The 17,686-nt window shown below is 36.0% G+C and carries 14 protein-coding genes and 1 tRNA gene; 12 read left to right on the top strand and 3 right to left on the bottom strand.

The window, feature by feature from the left end; genetic code table 11:
- The first annotated feature begins 17 nt into the window (after positions 1-17).
- From purM to BM183_RS01890, 11 genes are all read left to right on the top strand, one after another.
- The gene (gene purM / locus BM183_RS01940; protein WP_091684068.1) at positions 18-1,043 is read left to right on the top strand and encodes a phosphoribosylformylglycinamidine cyclo-ligase; all 1,026 of its coding nucleotides are present in this window, start codon (positions 18-20) and stop codon (positions 1,041-1,043) included.
- Entirely contained in the window at positions 1,037-1,663 is a 627-nt protein-coding gene (purN, locus tag BM183_RS01935; protein ID WP_091684066.1) for a phosphoribosylglycinamide formyltransferase, read from the top strand. Before purM ends, purN begins: the two co-directional genes overlap by 7 nt.
- Positions 1,664-1,732: 69 nt before the next feature.
- The gene (gene purD / locus BM183_RS01930; protein WP_091684064.1) at positions 1,733-2,998 is read left to right on the top strand and encodes a phosphoribosylamine--glycine ligase; all 1,266 of its coding nucleotides are present in this window, start codon (positions 1,733-1,735) and stop codon (positions 2,996-2,998) included.
- 203 nt (positions 2,999-3,201) lie between these two features.
- Positions 3,202-6,285 (top strand): SH3 domain-containing protein, encoded by a 3,084-nt coding sequence (locus tag BM183_RS01925; RefSeq protein ID WP_091684062.1) that lies wholly within the window; start codon positions 3,202-3,204, stop codon positions 6,283-6,285.
- A 201-nt stretch (positions 6,286-6,486) separates the two neighbouring features.
- Positions 6,487-6,879, top strand: coding sequence for a GntR family transcriptional regulator (locus BM183_RS01920; protein WP_091684060.1), 393 nt, complete (start codon positions 6,487-6,489; stop codon positions 6,877-6,879).
- 15 nt (positions 6,880-6,894) lie between these two features.
- Positions 6,895-7,437, top strand: coding sequence for a UvrB/UvrC motif-containing protein (locus tag BM183_RS01915; protein ID WP_091684058.1), 543 nt, complete (start codon positions 6,895-6,897; stop codon positions 7,435-7,437).
- Positions 7,430-8,464 carry a protein arginine kinase gene (locus BM183_RS01910; protein WP_091684056.1) on the top strand — a complete coding sequence of 345 codons (1,035 nt, stop codon included), beginning with the start codon at positions 7,430-7,432 and terminating at the stop codon, positions 8,462-8,464. The genes BM183_RS01915 and BM183_RS01910 overlap by 8 nt, the downstream gene beginning before the upstream one ends.
- 189 nt (positions 8,465-8,653) lie before the next feature.
- On the top strand, positions 8,654-11,098 hold the full coding sequence (locus BM183_RS01905) for an ATP-dependent Clp protease ATP-binding subunit (protein ID WP_091684054.1): 2,445 nt from the start codon (positions 8,654-8,656) through the stop codon (positions 11,096-11,098).
- A gap of 170 nt (positions 11,099-11,268) precedes the next feature.
- Complete coding sequence (locus BM183_RS01900; RefSeq protein WP_091684052.1) at positions 11,269-11,682, top strand: endosialidase; 414 nt, start codon at positions 11,269-11,271, stop codon at positions 11,680-11,682.
- Positions 11,683-11,896: 214 nt separating this feature from the next.
- A complete protein-coding gene (radA, locus tag BM183_RS01895) occupies positions 11,897-13,249 on the top strand; it encodes a DNA repair protein RadA (protein WP_091684050.1) in 1,353 nt (450 codons plus the stop codon).
- A 29-nt stretch (positions 13,250-13,278) separates the two neighbouring features.
- The gene (locus tag BM183_RS01890) at positions 13,279-13,626 is read left to right on the top strand and encodes a hypothetical protein (protein ID WP_091684048.1); all 348 of its coding nucleotides are present in this window, start codon (positions 13,279-13,281) and stop codon (positions 13,624-13,626) included.
- A 93-nt stretch (positions 13,627-13,719) separates the two neighbouring features.
- Here the strand turns inward: BM183_RS01890 and BM183_RS20655 are convergent, their stop codons facing one another.
- Positions 13,720-13,881 (bottom strand): hypothetical protein, encoded by a 162-nt coding sequence (locus BM183_RS20655; protein WP_170847857.1) that lies wholly within the window; start codon positions 13,879-13,881, stop codon positions 13,720-13,722.
- A 231-nt stretch (positions 13,882-14,112) separates the two neighbouring features.
- On the opposite strand from BM183_RS20655, the gene BM183_RS01885 reads away from it, so the two are divergent.
- Positions 14,113-14,652, top strand: coding sequence for a rubrerythrin family protein (locus BM183_RS01885; RefSeq protein WP_091684046.1), 540 nt, complete (start codon positions 14,113-14,115; stop codon positions 14,650-14,652).
- 33 nt (positions 14,653-14,685) lie between these two features.
- Here the strand turns inward: BM183_RS01885 and BM183_RS01880 are convergent.
- Positions 14,686-14,756 (bottom strand) — tRNA-Trp (locus BM183_RS01880).
- A 283-nt stretch (positions 14,757-15,039) separates the two neighbouring features.
- Positions 15,040-17,529, bottom strand: coding sequence for a bifunctional diguanylate cyclase/phosphodiesterase (locus BM183_RS01875; protein ID WP_091684044.1), 2,490 nt, complete (start codon positions 17,527-17,529; stop codon positions 15,040-15,042).
- Between the last annotated feature and the right edge of the window lie 157 nt (positions 17,530-17,686).

Here is a 17,686-nt window from a genome sequence, read left to right as displayed (position 1 = left end):
CTAAAGGAGGACATACCATGGATTATAAGAAGGCAGGAGTAGACATTGAAGCCGGTTATAAGGCTGTAGAGTTAATGAAAGAACATATTAAGGGTACCATGAGAAGTGAGGTGTTAACTGGCATCGGCGGGTTCTCAGGAGCATTTTCTCTGGAGAAATTCAAAGGTATGGAAAAACCCACTTTAGTATCAGGAACAGATGGTGTGGGAACGAAATTGAAGATAGCTTTTATACTGGATAAACACGATACCATTGGTATAGACTGTGTTGCCATGTGCGTAAATGATATTGCCTGTGCAGGGGGTGAGCCTTTATTCTTTCTGGATTATATAGCATGCGGTAAAAATAAACCTGAAAAAATAGCTGCTATTGTAAGGGGTGTGGCAGAAGGATGTAAACAGGCAGGTGCTGCCCTAATTGGAGGTGAAACTGCAGAAATGCCCGGTTTTTATTCCAATGAAGAATATGACTTAGCAGGCTTTGCAGTTGGAATTGTAGATCAAAAGGAACTGATTACAGGAGAGTTATTAAAACCGGGAGATGTCCTAATTGGTATCTCTTCTTCGGGAATACACAGCAATGGATATTCTTTAGTTAGAAATGTATTTAATATGAAAAGGGAAACATTAGACAGTTACCACGAAGCCTTAGGAACTACTCTTGGAGAAGTTTTATTGACACCTACTAAAATATATGTGAAAGCTCTTTCTGCCATAAAAACAGGGGGAGTTAAAATAAAAGCCTGTAGTCATATTACCGGCGGCGGATTCTATGAGAATATTCCAAGAATGTTAAGAGAAGATGTTCACGCTAAGGTTTATAAAGACAGTTATGAAGTGCCGGCAATTTTTAAGATGCTGTCCGTAGATGGCGCTATTGAAGAAAAGACGATGTACAATACTTTTAACATGGGAATCGGTATGATAATTGCAGTAGACAGTTCAGAAGCAGATAAAACCCTTGGACTTCTAAAGGCATCCGGAGAAACTGCTTATATAATAGGAGAGATAACCTCAGGAGAGAAGGGTGTGACCATATGCTAAGAATAGCAGTCTTAGTATCCGGTGGGGGTACAAATCTACAGGCAATCATAGACAGCATGAAACAAGGGAAGATAACCAATACAGAGATAGGAGTTGTTATCAGTAATAGAGAGCAGGCTTATGCTATAGATAGAGCAAAACAGTATGGAATAAATACAGCTGTTGTATCTCCAAAGGATTATGAAAACCGTGAAGAATTTAACTTGGCATTATGTGAAGCCCTTGATTCCTATCAGGTGGATTTGATTGTTCTTGCAGGTTATCTGGTTATTTTACCTAAAGTATTAATTGAAAAGTACCCCAATAAGATCATTAACATTCATCCATCTCTTATACCTTCTTTTTGCGGTCCTGGCTTTTACGGGCTTCGTGTCCATGAAGCTGTATTAGAGCGGGGAAATAAGATAACAGGTGCTACCGTTCATTTTGTAGATGAAGGCACAGATACCGGGCCTATTATTCTACAAAAAGCAGTTCCGGTCAGGGAACAGGATACACCTGAAATACTGCAAAAAAGAGTTATGGAGGAAGCGGAATGGTATATACTGCCGGAGGCAATTAATTTAATAGCTAATAACAAGATTAAAATAAATAATACAAAAGTATATATAACAGATTAATTTTAGAGAAGTTATGGTAACAGGGGACGGATTGTAGTAATGAATAGACTCTTATATAAGGAGGAAGTTATGAAGATACTTATTGTAGGAAGCGGCGGAAGGGAACATGCCATTGCCTGGAAAGTTGCACAAAGCAGATTGACAGATAAAATCTATTGTGCACCGGGGAATGCAGGAATAGAAGATTATGCAGAGTGTGTAGATATAAAAGCTACCGATTTAGAAAAGCTTGCTGAATTTGCAGAAAAAGAGCAGGTGGATTTAACTGTTATAGGTATGGATGATCCATTGGTAGCCGGTATTGTTGATATATTTGAAGAAAAGGGTCTAAGAATATTCGGACCGAGAAAAAATGCGGCTATTATTGAAGGCTCCAAAGCATTCTCCAAAGACTTGATGAAAAAATATCATATACCTACTGCTGGTTATGAGAACTTTGATAATCCACATGAAGCTATTTCCTATTTAAAAACCTCCCATTATCCCATTGTTCTTAAAGCAGATGGATTAGCTCTTGGTAAAGGAGTGCTGATCTGTAAGGACTTTAAAGAAGCCAGGGAAGGTGTTAAAGCCATTATGGAGGACAAACAGTTTGGCCGGGCAGGAGACCTTTTGGTAATTGAAGAATTCATGACAGGACAGGAAGTATCTGTTCTAGCTTTCTGTGATGGAACCAATATTAAAACTATGACCAGTGCCCAGGATCATAAAAGGGCAAAAGATGGGGATCAGGGTTTAAATACGGGAGGCATGGGAACCTTCTCTCCAAGTCCCTTCTATACAAAAGAGATCCATGAATATTGTATGAATACTATTTACAAGCCTACCATAGATGCTATGAAGATGGAAGGAAGAGATTTTATAGGCATCCTTTTCTTTGGCTTAATGTTAACAGAGAAAGGGCCAAAAGTTTTAGAATATAATGCAAGATTTGGTGATCCGGAGACACAGGTAGTACTTCCCCGAATGAAAAATGATATTGTGGAAGTATTTGAAGCATGTATTGATGGAAAGTTAGAAGATATTCAACTGGAATTTGAAGATAACGCTGCTGTATGTGTTGTATTAGCTTCAGAAGGATACCCGGAATATTATGAAAAAGGGTTTCTGATTCATGGGTTGGAGAATTTTAAGAATAAAAAAGGTTATTATGTGTTCCATGCCGGAACCAAAAAAAGCCCGGAAGGTATCATAACCGATGGAGGACGGGTTCTTGGTATAACTGCAACGGGAATTAATTTAAAAGAGGCCGGAGAAAATGCCTATGAAGGAACCCGTTGGGTTGATTTTAAAAATAAATATATGAGAAATGACATTGGCAAGTCCATAGAATAGCCGGAAAACATTGGACAATTATGGGATTGTATATGTGATGCAAATCGTTTATAATGAAAAAATAGTTTGACAGTAATCGGAAAATGAGGATGATATTACAATTTTTGCGAAAATGTCACAAAACTGCCATATGTATTCACTAAGATACTTAAAGAGAGCACAGAGGATAAGCGGTTTTAGATACGTAGGAGGAACAGTTATCAATGAAGAAATTTTCATATCATAAATGGTTTGCAATAATACTTTGTCTGGCACTCATATGGCCGCAAGGTTTTGGATTTCATGTAATGCATGCAGCTGCTGCAACGAAGAAAGGTACTGTAACAGCTACCAGTTTATATGTCCGGACGGGGCCTGGTACCGGTTATGATAAAGTGAAGATAAATGAAGCCGAAATCTTTTTAAAGAAAGGGGAGGCGGTTACCATTCAGGATGAAAAAGATGGATGGTACAAAATATCTTTTAAGTTTAACGGTAAAACTTCTAACGGTTATGTTATGGCCGACTATATAAAGTTAGAAAAAGGCGGGCAGGAAACGAATGTTACTGTGATAGAAACGGATTTTAAAATACCGGGGACGGTAACAGTCACGGATTTAAATGTACGTGAGAAGGCTTCCGCTTCCAGCAAAAAGCTAATTTCCTTATCTAAAAATACAAAGGTAACTATTTTAAATGAAGAAATAAATAATGGTAAATGGTACCGTATATCCGTTGTGAAAGATAAAAAAACCATAGTTGGATATGTTTTAAGCGATTATGTAAAGATAAATTTTAATTCCGGCTATAATGCAAAAGTATATAGCAATTCAGATGTAAAAATCAAAAAAGCTGCAGGGAATAGTGGGGCAAATGTAACTTATAAAGTAAGCGGTAAGACAGTTACCTTAAAAAATAATAAGTCTGTTGTTGTAACAAAAGAAGTTACAAAAGACGGTAGTAAATGGTTTGGAATTGATTTTATTGTAAGCGGTGTAGAATATAGTGGGTATATTTTAAGTAGTCAAGTGTTGTTTGATACTAAGAATCCTACTTCAACTCCTACACCAACACCGACACCTACAAAGGAACCAGATGAAAACGGAAATACTTCTTCAGGAGGGGAAAAAATAAGCGGTGCAAGTTATGAGATACCTGCTGCAGTTACATCTAGCAACTTAAATGTGCGGAAAGAGCCCACAACCAAAAGTGCCAAGATTACGAGTATCCCAAAGAATACAAAAGTAACGGTATTAAATGAAAAAATAAAGGATGGAAAATGGTACCGAATTACTTTCAAGAAGAGTAATAAAACTTATACAGGTTATGTATTAAGTGACTATATTAAACTTACTTTAAAAGACACAGTAGATGCTAAAGTAAACAGCAGCTCCGGAGTTAAAATAAGAACCGGGGCAGGAGATACTTCTAAATATTTGACCTATAAGGTAAGCGGAAAAACGGTATCTTTAAATAAAGGTAAATCTATAACCATTACCAAAGAAGTTAATGATAAGAAGGGGAAAAAGTGGTTTGCAATCAGCTTCCCTGTAAGCGGTGTAAACTATAGCGGATATATTCCGGCAGATCAGGTATTGTTCAAGGGTATAACACCGAAGGTGACGCCCACTCCAACCCCAACAGTAACTCCAACCCCAACTGTGACCCCAACCCCAACGGTAACTCCCACACCAACAGCGACTCCAACTCCCACACCGGTAGATTACTTAAATATTACATATCCTACGGATGGATATATTGCTGCATCAGATACCTATTTATATCAGGATCTCTATAATAACTATCTATATGATGTAAATTATAATCCAATTATATTAAAAGCCAATCAAAAGGTAACCATGTACAGTTCCTATCTGGCGGATACCATTCCATGGATGTTCTTATCCGTTGAATATAATGGTAATGTATACTATGGATATGTTAAGGTGGATTACATAAAATTAGAAAAAACAGACAGTTCAGGAATGACTCCAACCCCTACAGTCCCCTCTGGTGGGGGATTAACGGAAAAAGAGTTTGAGCAGGAAATGAGTAATCAAGGTTTTCCTGAAAGTTATAAGTCACTTCTTAGGGAATTGCACAGGCAATATCCGTCCTGGATATTTGAAGCATATCATACAGGACTTGATTGGAATACTGTCATAGAAAAAGAAAGTAAATTAGGAACCAGTTTAATTTCTAATGGTAAAAGTATAGAGTGGAAATCTTTAGAGAAGGGTGCGTATGATTGGGGGAAAGATACTTTCATTCCTTTTGATGGAAGTACCTGGGTGAATGCCTCAAAAGAAGCCATTGCCTATTATATGGACCCAAGGAATTTCCTGAATAACCAGGGAATCTTCCAATTTGAACTTTTGAAATATAAGAGTGAATATCAGAATGTCACCGGTGTAGAAGGAATATTATATAATACACCACTTTATAATAGATCCTACACCTTCATAAATGACAATGGCATAGAAGAAACTATTACCTATGGGGAGACCTTTGTAAAAGCGGCACTGTACTCCGGTGTAAGTCCTTATCATTTGGCAACCAGGGTAAAGCAGGAGGTCATAACAGGACCGACTTCTTTAAGTTCCAGTGTAACCGGTACTGTTTCTGGTTTGGAAGGTCTATATAATTTCTATAATATTGGTGCATATCACAGTACAGCTCCAGGGGGAGCAGTGGCCAATGGATTAAAATATGCCAAAGACGGAACTACCAGTGCAGAGTTAAATGCTTTGTACCGTATTCCTTGGGATAACCCATATGATTCTATTGTAGGGGGTTCCTACCATATAGGCCGAAATTATATCAGCAGAGGACAGGATACCATATATTTACAAAAATTTAATGTAACTCCGGATTCAACTTATTCTCATCAGTATATGGCTAATATAGAGGCACCTGCGGCAGAAGCAAAGAAAACATATACTGCATACAGTGGTATGATGAATGAACCAATTGTGTTTTCCATTCCGGTGTATAAAAACATGCCTGCAGATGCTGCACCTATACCGGCTAAGTCCTATAACCCCAATAATTGGTTGAAGACTTTAAATATTGAAGGTTATAAATTAACCCCAACTTTTAATTCTTCTTTGGAACAGTCTTACTATATGGAGGTTGCAAATTCGGTTGATTTTGTGGTAGTCTCCGCACAAGCAGTCAATAAAAATGCAGCCATAACAGGTACAGGAACCTACTCGTTACAAGTGGGTAACAATTCCCTTATGGTTACAGTAACTGCGGAAAATGGGGATGTAAGACAGTACATGATAAATGTTTACCGTAAAGAATAAATTAAAAAATAATGTAATGAGAAAAACATTATAAAAGATAATAAACATAAGAAAGCTGGTAAATGAATTCATTTACTGGCTTTTTTACTCTTAACATAATTCAATCATTTGGGATAATACTATAATAATAATAAAAATATTGACAAATGATAAAGAGTGTTATAGTATGTATATAACAAATATAACTAGGAGGTGGATGAATTGTTCCTAACAATTGATTTTAATAGCGAGGAAGCCTTATATATCCAATTACGCAATCAAATCATATTTGGAATTGCATGTGCAGAAATTCGCGAAGGAGATAATCTGCCTTCCGTAAGAGATTTAGCTGAAGATATTGGAATTAACATGCATACGGTGAATAAGGCATATACCATATTAAAGCAAGAAGGTTATGTGAAGCTTGACCGAAGAAGGGGAACCGTTATTTCTGTTGATACAAATAAAATGAAAGCTATAGAGGATCTAAGTAACGATTTGAAGGTTATTCTTGCAAAAGCGGTATGTAAAAACATCTCTTGTAAAGAGATTCATGAAATTATAGATGAAATATTTTGTGAGTTTGTAATTAATAGCAGCGAGGAAGATGATTGAAAGGAGGTAGTTATTATGTTATGCGACAAATGCAAAAAGAATGAGGCGCGGGTATATTATACAGAAATCATTAATGGCGAAAAAACGGAACAGCATTTATGCGAGGAATGTGCTACTGAATATACATCTTTTCAAATGGGAACACCTATAATGAATCAGGAATTGACCCTAGGTAGTTTACTGTCTACCATATTAGGTAATTTTGGCGGAACTGCCCAGGGAAAAGGCAGCGTGGAAAAGGAATTACATTGTGACAAATGTGGTATGACCTATTCTGAATTCATGAAAGTGGGCAGATTCGGATGTGAAAGGTGTTATGAAAGTTTTCAATCTATACTGGATAATAGTATTAAAAGTATTCAAGGAGCGGATACCCACACGGGAAAGAAACCTAAAAATTTTCAAACTAAAACTGAAAAGCTTGTAAAAGAACTTTCTGAAATAGATAAATTAACTATACAATTACAGGATGCAGTTGAGAAAGAAGAATTTGAGGAAGCTGTAAGGCTAAGAGACCGGATTCGTGAATTAAAGAAGGAGGAGATTGGCAATGCTTAAATGGTACAAAGAAGCAGCTAAGAACAGTGATGTTGTTATCTCCAGCAGAATCAGACTTGCACGTAATCTTAAAAAATACCCATTTTCTATCAAGCTAAATGACCAGCAGGCAAACCAACTGGTGCAGGAAGTAAAAGAGGCAGGTAAAGTTTTTGATACACAAACCGATAAAAGATATAATTCCTGCAATGTAAATGTACTTTCTGAAATAGATAAAACGGCTATGGTAGAAAGACATGTTATAAGCCCTCTTTTAGTAGAGAAGGAGCAAAGCACCGGATTAATACTATCTGAAGATGAAAAGATAAGTATTATGATCAATGAAGAAGACCATTTACGTATTCAGTCCGTTACGGGTGGAATGAACATAGGGGAAGCTTATAAAACGGCAAATCTGATTGATGACATTACCAATGAACTATTTGATTATGCCTTTTCTGAGAAGTATGGGTATTTAACATCATGCCCTACCAATGTAGGAACTGGTATGAGGGCTTCTTATATGGTGTTCTTACCGGCCCTTACTTTAGCAGGAAGAATCACAAAACTGGCTGAGGAATTGGGTAAATACGGTGTTGCCTTGCGAGGTACTTATGGAGAATCCTCTAAGAGCTTTGGAAGTATATATCAGATATCCAATCAGAAGACTCTGGGTAGTACGGAAACAGAAATTATTGAAAAGTTAAATGGGATTGTGGAACAGGTAATGAGACAGGAGAGAAGGCAGAGAGAATATCTGCTTATCAACAGCTTTGATGAGATGGAGGATAAAGTTTATCGCTCCTATGGTATATTAAAATATGCAAAGCAGGTTTCTTCTGATGATGCAATGACCTTGCTGGCACAGTTAAAACTTGGAATAGATATGGAATTGATTCATGTTGGTCAGAATTATAATATACACGAATTGATGATGGAGATACAACCAGGTAATTTACAATACCAATTAGATAAAGCAATCAGCTGTACTCAAAGAGATAAATTTAGAGCTGACTATATTCGAAAGAGACTTCCGGATATAGTATAGAAATAGTTGTCGGTTCGGGCAGGTCAATATCCCTGCCTAATTGGTTACAAAAACTGTATAACCAATGGTCACAAGATCGACAGGAGTTATGAAAAATTAAGATTTTTCACAAAGTGAATTGAAACAATTCCCTTTAAAAATATTGTGTTTGCGCCAAATTCGCAGGCATTGGAAATATGGAGGATTACTATGAACGATAAGTTTACTGAAAATGCAAAAGCAGCCATAACAGCTGCAACAGAAACTGCATATAAACTGTCTCATAATTATGTGGGAACAGAACATCTGCTAATTGGATTATTAGAAGCAGATGGTGTAGCATCAAAAATTTTAGAGAAAAATGGTGTAGAGAAGGATAAAGTGATAGAACTGGTAAATCAATTAATTGCGCCCAATTCGTCTACGGAAGTATTGGAAGTGGACGGATTTACACCCAGATCAAAACGTATTCTTGACCAAAGTTACAGAGAAGCGGTACGTCTAAAAGCCCAATTAGTGGGTACGGAGCATATTTTAATTGCATTGTTAAAAGAATCCGACTGTATCGCAGTGCGTTTACTAAATACATTGGGAATTAATATTCAAAAATTATATATTGACATTCTAACTGCAATTGGTGCAGATATGGGTACTGCTAAGAATGAGTATGCTGCGAATAAGAACAAGTCAAAAGCCAAATCCAATACACCTACTCTTGATCAATACAGCAGAGATTTAACGGAATATGCTAGAGAAGGAAAATTAGACCCTGTTATTGGAAGAGAAAATGAAATCCAGCGTGTAATACAGATTTTAAGCAGAAGAACTAAGAACAATCCATGTTTAGTAGGTGAACCGGGTGTTGGTAAAACGGCTATTGCAGAAGGCCTTGCAATTAAAATTGTAGAAGGAAATATACCTGAGATCATCAAAGATAAACGAGTATTGACCTTAGATTTGTCCGGAATGGTTGCCGGTTCCAAATACAGAGGTGAATTTGAAGAACGTATTAAGAAAGTAATAAGTGAAGTAATGAATGACGGTAATGTATTACTATTTATCGATGAGATTCATACCATTATTGGTGCCGGTGGTGCAGAAGGTGCCATTGATGCTTCCAATATACTAAAACCATCCTTAGCGAGAGGCGAATTACAGCTAATCGGAGCAACAACAAGGGAAGAATACCGTAAGTATATTGAGAAAGATGCTGCACTTGAGCGACGTTTCCAACCGGTTGTGGTAGAGGAACCTTCCGAAGAGGAAGCCATTCAGATATTAAATGGTTTAAGAGATAGTTATGAAGCCCATCATAAAGTAAAAATTACCGATGAAGCCTTAACAGCAGCCGTTAAAATGTCCAGCAGATATATTAATGACCGTTATCTTCCTGACAAAGCCATTGATTTGATGGATGAAGCTGCTTCTAAAGTACGTCTAAGCAGTTTTATAACTTCTCCTGAGGTGAAAGAATTAGAACAGGAATTAGAAAAGCTGGATGAAGAAAAAGAAGAAGCAATCAAAGCAGAAGCTTATGAAAAAGCCGGTGAGATTAAAAAACAGCAGGAAGAAATCACGAATAAAATTAACATGTTAAAGGTACAGACTGAGAAAGAAAAACAGGCAAGTGAATTGGTAGTTGGTGAAAATGAAATTGCAGATATTATTTCCAGCTGGACTAAGATACCGGTTAAGAAATTAGCAGAAGAAGAGACAGAAAGATTAAGAAACTTAGAGAATATCTTACATGAAAGAGTAATAGGACAGGAAGAAGCTGTCACTGCAGTGTCCAAAGCTATCCGCAGAGGACGTGTAGGGTTAAAAGATCCTAACAGACCAATTGGTTCTTTCTTATTCCTTGGACCAACCGGTGTGGGTAAAACAGAACTTTCCAAAGCATTGGCAGAGGCTATGTTTGGAAGTGAGAATTCCATGATTCGTGTAGATATGTCAGAATATATGGAAAAACATAGTGTTTCAAAGCTAATTGGATCACCTCCGGGATATGTAGGCTATGATGAAGGGGGACAGCTTAGTGAAAAAGTAAGACAAAACCCTTATTCTGTGATTCTGTTTGATGAGGTAGAAAAAGCTCATCCAGATGTATTCAATATTTTACTTCAAGTTTTAGACGATGGGCATATTACAGATGCTCAGGGAAGAAGAGTAAGTTTTAAAAATACAATTATTATTATGACCTCCAATGCAGGTGCACAGAATATTATTTCGCCAAAACGATTAGGATTTACCTCTGTAATTGATGAAAAAGAAGATTATAAGAAAATGAAAGATAGCGTTATGGATGAGGTAAAACGGATCTTTAAACCTGAATTCATTAATAGAATTGATGAAATAATTGTTTTCCACTCCTTAACCAAAGAAAATATTAAGAGCATCGTCAGAATTATGTTAAAATCCATTACCAAGAGATCTGAGCAACAAATGAATATCCATTTGGATATTCAGGAGGAGATAATGGATCATATTGCTGAAGTGGGATTTGATGAGAAATTTGGTGCAAGACCCCTTAGAAGGGCTATACAAAACAATATTGAAGACAAACTTGCAGAAGAAGTATTGGACGGAAACATTAAAAGTGGTGATACTGCCCAGGTTACACTTGTTGACAAGGAAATTAAAATTTCAAGAAAATAATTTATTTCTTTATAGATAATGTCAGCAAAATATTGTATAATATGATTAGGTTCTTAGAAACTGTTCTACAAGCCTGTTTATAGAACTGGTTCAACGAACTTAATGAGAAATGTTCCATTCAAAAGTGTGAGGACTTAATAAGTATTTAATGAAACTAGGAGGGTTTAAGGATGGCAGTTATCGAAGAATTAATTCGCAAAGAAGGTAATGGGACAATAAGTTTTGGCAATTACACCCTTGAGGAAAAATCAAAAGTATCTGATTTTGAACATGCAGGAGATCTTTACAAAGTTAAAACATTTAAGGAAATTACTAAGCTTGAAAAGAATGGTCTGTTCGTTTATGAGTCCGTTCCGGGAACAGCAGTAAAGAACTTAAGTATAACTGATAGAGAAGTTAGTTTCGCTGTAGAAGGTTTTGAGGATACACAAATAACTTTAGAGCTGGAAGCAGAGAAAGAGTATAAAGTGTATATTGATGACACCAATATAGGAAAGATGAAAACGAATCTAGGCGGTAAATTGGTGCTTAGTGTGGAATTAGGCGCAAATAAAGGTTCAGAAGTAAGGGTAGTAAAACTTTAAAATATCCTGTATAGGAATTTGGAACTGTTTGGGGCTGTATTTGCCCTGAACAGTTCTTTTTTTATTGACACAATACGCCTTTTAGATATATATTAATAACAATGGAATTATTTTGTAAAACCCAAGGAAACCAGGATGTTTGAAGACTTGCTCCATACTATCCATTCATAGTGTAAGCATTTTTCATACATAACCTAAGAAACAGGAGATAACTATGGCAAAAAGTAAGACAGTATTCTACTGTAAAGAATGCGGCTATGAATCCTCCAAATGGATGGGACAATGCCCAGGGTGCAAACAGTGGGATACATTTATAGAAGAACCGATAGTGAAAAAAATAACATATTCCAATGCTGGTATGAAGTATACGGAACCCCAATTATTATCAAAGGTTACAACAACACAAGAGGAAAGAATAAACACCGGAATCGGAGAATTCGACAGAGTGCTGGGAGGCGGGATTGTAATTGGCTCTTTAGTATTGGTTGGAGGGGATCCGGGTATCGGTAAATCTACTTTACTCTTACAGATGTGCCGTGAATTATCAGCCAAAGGACATAAATTATTATATATTTCCGGTGAAGAATCCTTAAAGCAAATAAAAATGCGTGCAGAAAGATTAGGTAAATTTGAAGGTGAATTGCTTTTACTTAGTGAAACCAATTTAGACCGAATCGAAGATACCATTCAGAAACTGTCACCCGAAATTGTAATCATAGACTCCATTCAAACTATGTTTAAAGAAGATATAGGTGCAGCTCCCGGCAGCGTAAGTCAGGTAAGAGAGACAACAGGAACCTTAATGAGAATCGGAAAAGGTTTAGGTATATCCATCTTTATCGTTGGACATGTTACCAAAGAAGGTGTAGTTGCCGGCCCCAGAGTACTGGAACATATGGTAGATACAGTATTATATTTCGAAGGGGATAATTCTGCTTCTTACCGTATCCTCCGGGCAGTAAAGAATCGTTTTGGCTCCACCAATGAAATTGGTGTATTTGAAATGAGGAATGAGGGATTGGCAGAAGTCAGTAACCCTTCCGAATATATGCTGCAAGGAAAACCGGAGGGAGAACCGGGATCTGTGGTAGCAGCATCTTTAGAAGGCACAAGGACCATCTTAGTGGAAGTCCAAGCTCTTATCTGCCAGACAAATTTTAATATGCCAAAAAGAACTGCAGCAGGAACGGACTACAATAGAGTAAATCTTTTAATGGCAGTAATAGAAAAACGGCTAGGTGTTCATATGTCCGGTATGGATGCATATATCAATGTTGCCGGTGGTATGAGAATATATGAACCTGCCCTTGATTTGGCCATTGTACTGGCCATACTGTCCAGCTACAAAAATAAAGAGTTAGACAGCAAAACATTATGTTTTGGAGAGGTAGGCTTAACAGGTGAGGTAAGAGCGGTAAATATGCCGGAACAGAGGGTTATAGAAGCGGCGAAGCTGGGGTATGAAACTTGTATACTACCTCAGGTGAATAAAGAAACTATAAAAAATCCTAAGATCAAATTAATCGGTATTAGAAACATTCGGGAGATTTTAAGCCTGTTAAAATAGATATCTATATTACCAAGGGAGGAAAAGTTGTGGGGGTACCATTACATAAAGAAACAATAAAGGAAGGTTCTAAAGAATATTTTCATAGCTTAAAATCAATACTGGAAGAATTAGAGGCCAGCCAGCTTATCATAGAAATGAAAGCCTATGATGCAATAAACAGTTCGGATATGTTACTAAATATAATAAAGGAAGGTTTTCATTCTTTGGAAGTTCTGCAATCCAATGAAGGAAAAGAAATAATGAAACCTATATTAGAAGCTGCTAATATTTCTAATCAGGTATCCAGAGACATTGAGCATGAAATAGCAAATCAGAGAGAAATAATTGATGTTATCAAATGCAAATTAAAATATAATAGGGCAGTTAATAAGTAAAACCTATGCAGGAAAACAATAAGCTGTCATTGGGAGGGTAAATTCAGCAGTTATACTAAATTTACCCTCCCAATGACAGCTTATTTTCTTGTTTTATGTCTGAGGCTGGGTTTCTTCCTCGGCCACAATTTCTTCCAAGACATGAATTAAGTCATGAATGGTATATAACTGAACATTTCTTTCTAAGATAGCATCCTGTAAATCTATTGAAAGGGTCTCGAATTTTTCCCTTAAAGCAGGAGCAACATATGACATAATTATCACCTCAGTGATAGTTTAACCAAAATAGAACAAATCATGTATCACAAATAATAATTAAAATGGGCCTATGGAATACTATAACATAAAAAATAAATGAAAATCATAAGATATAACAAATAAAAGGTATATAGATTTGAGGAGAAAGGTTGAAAGAATATTATTCTTTCAACCGGAGAATTGTGCTGGCACAAAGTCTCCAGACTTTGAAAGGAGTATGGTTATATTATGGATTTTCAGCAAAGCAGGACATATACAAATTTACAAAGTGCTTTTGATAGAGAAGCAATTTCCAGTACGAAGTATGCAATATATGCTCAGCAAGCCAGGTTAGAAGAATATATACAAATTGGAAATATATTTGACATTGCAACCCATCATGAACGGGAACATGCTGTTATTTTTTTAAGGTTAATGAATAATTTTCAACTGCCGGATACATTAACCAATTTGTTAGAATCCTCAACTTCGGAAGAAAATGAAGGTAGTAATGTGTATCGGGAGTATGCCCAGACAGCCAGAGAAGAAGGTTATGACCTAATTGCAGCCTTATTTGACGGAATTGCGAATATTGAAATAAATATGGAAGTGACATTCCGGTATTTTGCAACTTTAATTGAACAGAATCAAGTATTTTGTAAACCGGAAGAAACCCTATGGATTTGTACCAACTGCGGTAATATTATGGGAGGGTTATGTGCTCCGGAAATATGTCCAATTTGCGGATATCCTCAAGGGTATTATCAGGTATTCGTTCCAAATACCTAATAAAAAAACACTATCCAATTGGATAGTGTTAAACAGGGGATGAGAGAATCGAACTCCCACTAAAGGTTTTGGAGACCCTTGTCATACCATTTGACCAATCCCCTAGAATTTCAACTGCCTTTATATATTACAATGAATTGTATGAATTGTCAAGAAAAATAATTAAAACTTTTTAGTATTAATTATTCATCAATAAAAATAATTTGAAAAAAAGGGGCTGTAGCAAAACAGAATTAGATATACAGAATAGAGTTCATAATGATATTACAATCCATATACAGTATCAAGTTGCTATAACCCCTAATGAATAATATTACATATCTGACATATTTGCTTCTTTAAGAGTTTCAGGAATACCTCTCCTTTTATCATAGGATACCTTAGTATCTATGTATTCTTTAATAAGTTTATGAGAGCAGATGGTAATAAAGGTTTACTGAATATGTAGCCCTGCACAATGTCACAATTCTTTTTCTTTAAGACAATTAACTGTTCTTCGTGTTCAACACCTTCAGCAATTACATCTACCTGTATACTATGTGCAAGCTGAATAATTGCATCCGCTATACAGGCATCCTTATCATTCTTACTTATATTATCTACGAAAGACTTATCTATCTTTAATGTATTAATTGGTATGGTTGTAAGATAATTCAGGGAGGAATATCCTGTTCCGAAATCATCTAAAGATACATGAACACCCAAATTCTGCAGATTACTTAATAAAATAGTGGCATCGATTAAAGAAGAAACTAAAGTGCTTTCTGTTATTTCAAGTTCCAAATATTGAGGAGGTAAATTGGTTTCTTTCAGTACACTGTCTACCATACTCACAAAATCCGGATGATTAATTTGAACAGTTGATATATTTACTGAAACAATACAAGGGGTAAAGCCCTGATCTAATAAACTCTTATTAAAGGTGCAGGCTTCTCTTAAGATCCATTCTCCTAAACCGATGATTAATCCGCTTTCTTCCGCAATCGGTATAAATTCAGCGGGTGAAATATTGCCTAATTTAGAATTGTTAATTCGCATTAATGCTTCAAAACCGGTTATTGTATTGGTACTAATATTATACTGAGGCTGATATTTTACATAAACTTCCTTACTGCTGATGGCGCTTCGTAAAATTTCAAGAATCTGTGCATTACGGCTTAATTCTTCTTCCATGTTACGGCAGAACATGGTGAATTTGTTCTTTCCGGTATCTTTAGACCTATACATTGCAATATCTGCATTTTTAATTAATGCATTAATATGAACGCCGTTATTGGGGTATAAAGCTATACCCATACTCATAGAAATATGAGCAATTTCCCCATTTAAATTAAAGGGGTCTTTAAAAGAACTGATAACCTTTGCAGCAAAATCCCCGGCATCTTCTCTGGATTGCAAATTTTTGCGGAAAAGCAGGAATTCATCTCCACCTGCCCTTGCTACAATATCATTTGGGCCTGCTAAATTAATCAGCTGTTCTGCGGTTTGCTCCAATAACTGGTCGCCATAATCATGGCCAAGGGTATCGTTAATAGTTTTAAAATTATCCAAATCCACAAAATAAATGGCATGAATTTGTTCCGTTTCCGCAGAGGCATCCAGAATTTTACTCACTTTTTCTATAAATGACATCTTATTAGGAAGTTTAGTCAGCACATCATGGTATGCCAAGTATTCAATATGCTCATAATTAACTCTAAGTTCTTCCTCATTGGTGAGTAATTCTTCGTGCATTGCAGATAAATCATTATAATTACCTCTGATAATATGAATCATTTTATTGAATATTCTGGATAGCTCCCCTAATTCATTTTTCAATCTTATATTAGACTGAATCTCAAGGTTTCCTTCTGCAGCTGCCATCATAACGTCTTTTAATTCAATTATAGGGTCAGTAAATGCTTTGGATATAGAGGAACTTACGGCAATTACTACAATCATTAAAACAATCATAGTCAAAGCAAGTACATATATAATAATGTTCGCCAGATCGATCATTTCGGAAACATCCTGCTGTACAACAAGAACCCAGTTTAGTTTTGGTATTACGCTATAACCGTACCCCTTTTCAGAGCCATTATGATATAAATTGAAAGCTCCACTTTTTGATATAGTACCGGAATAGTAATTGTTGATAATGTTACTCAGTTTCTCAGAATTAACATCTTTCCCGATTAAATCAGAATTTGGATGATAAATTATTTTACCGCCTTTATCAAGAATCTGGCCAAAGCCGGTATCTCCCATTTCAATGGATTTAAGGAAGTCATCAAAATAGGATATACTAATGGTATTCACCACATAACCTATAATAGGCAGGTCATCGGATGATTTTCCTAATATGGGGGAACCAATTTCTATATAATAATCTATTTTATTATTCTTATCTACATGTTTAATGAGACCGCTTACGCCATAAGCAGTTCTGCCGGTTGCACCGATGTAGTAGAGAGTTAAATTATCAGATGCATCCAGGCCTACATATTCCTCTTTTGAGCAGGCTACTACTTCTTTGCCGGCATTATAGACGGTGATTCTTTCGCAGGAAGGATTTAGTTTATTGCGCTGCTGCAACAAATCATAGGCATCTTTATAAGCATCCATAAAAAAGGAAGTGTTTATTAAGGAAGATGTGTTACTCAGGGAAGTAAAATGGTATAATTCATTTTGAATAGAAAGAAGGTCCACTTCCGTTCGTTGTGTTTCAATTAATGCATCCAAGCCATTGCTGTTAGTTTCAGCAAGTTGTTGTAAATTATCTGTTGTTACGGATATAAGTTTTCTTGTGATAAAGTAATAAGCAACAACAGATACAATGATAATGGGAACTATGGAAAACAATATTAAAGTTTTTCTAAAAGTATTTTTAATTGACATAGGAATCTTCTTTCGTAGAATTTTTATGATAATTTAAGCCGTACATCTTATATATTTTACCAACTAAAATGGGAAATTGCAACAAAGCAATGGAAGAATAACATGGTTTTTTGTGAAATTTTAAATAGTTTAAAAATTCTTATTGAAAATAGAATAT

The sequence above is a fragment of the Anaerocolumna aminovalerica genome, from assembly GCF_900115365.1.
GTDB lineage: Bacteria > Bacillota > Clostridia > Lachnospirales > Lachnospiraceae > Anaerocolumna > Anaerocolumna aminovalerica.
This window is presented reverse-complemented; position numbering and strand designations above follow the sequence as displayed.

Bases quoted from the DNA above. Each gene is read 5' to 3' on its own strand.
- purM (WP_091684068.1), top strand. From the start codon at position 18: ATGGATTATAAGAAGGCAGGAGTAGACATTGAAGCCGGTTATAAGGCT.
- purN (WP_091684066.1), top strand. From the start codon at position 1,037: ATGCTAAGAATAGCAGTCTTAGTATCCGGTGGGGGTACAAATCTACAG.
- purD (WP_091684064.1), top strand. From the start codon at position 1,733: ATGAAGATACTTATTGTAGGAAGCGGCGGAAGGGAACATGCCATTGCC.
- BM183_RS01925 (WP_091684062.1), top strand. From the start codon at position 3,202: ATGAAGAAATTTTCATATCATAAATGGTTTGCAATAATACTTTGTCTG.
- BM183_RS01915 (WP_091684058.1), top strand. From the start codon at position 6,895: ATGTTATGCGACAAATGCAAAAAGAATGAGGCGCGGGTATATTATACA.
- BM183_RS01910 (WP_091684056.1), top strand. From the start codon at position 7,430: ATGCTTAAATGGTACAAAGAAGCAGCTAAGAACAGTGATGTTGTTATC.
- BM183_RS01905 (WP_091684054.1), top strand. From the start codon at position 8,654: ATGAACGATAAGTTTACTGAAAATGCAAAAGCAGCCATAACAGCTGCA.
- BM183_RS01900 (WP_091684052.1), top strand. From the start codon at position 11,269: ATGGCAGTTATCGAAGAATTAATTCGCAAAGAAGGTAATGGGACAATA.
- radA (WP_091684050.1), top strand. From the start codon at position 11,897: ATGGCAAAAAGTAAGACAGTATTCTACTGTAAAGAATGCGGCTATGAA.
- BM183_RS20655 (WP_170847857.1), bottom strand. From the start codon at position 13,881: ATGTCATATGTTGCTCCTGCTTTAAGGGAAAAATTCGAGACCCTTTCA.
- BM183_RS01885 (WP_091684046.1), top strand. From the start codon at position 14,113: ATGGATTTTCAGCAAAGCAGGACATATACAAATTTACAAAGTGCTTTT.
- BM183_RS01875 (WP_091684044.1), bottom strand. From the start codon at position 17,529: ATGTCAATTAAAAATACTTTTAGAAAAACTTTAATATTGTTTTCCATA.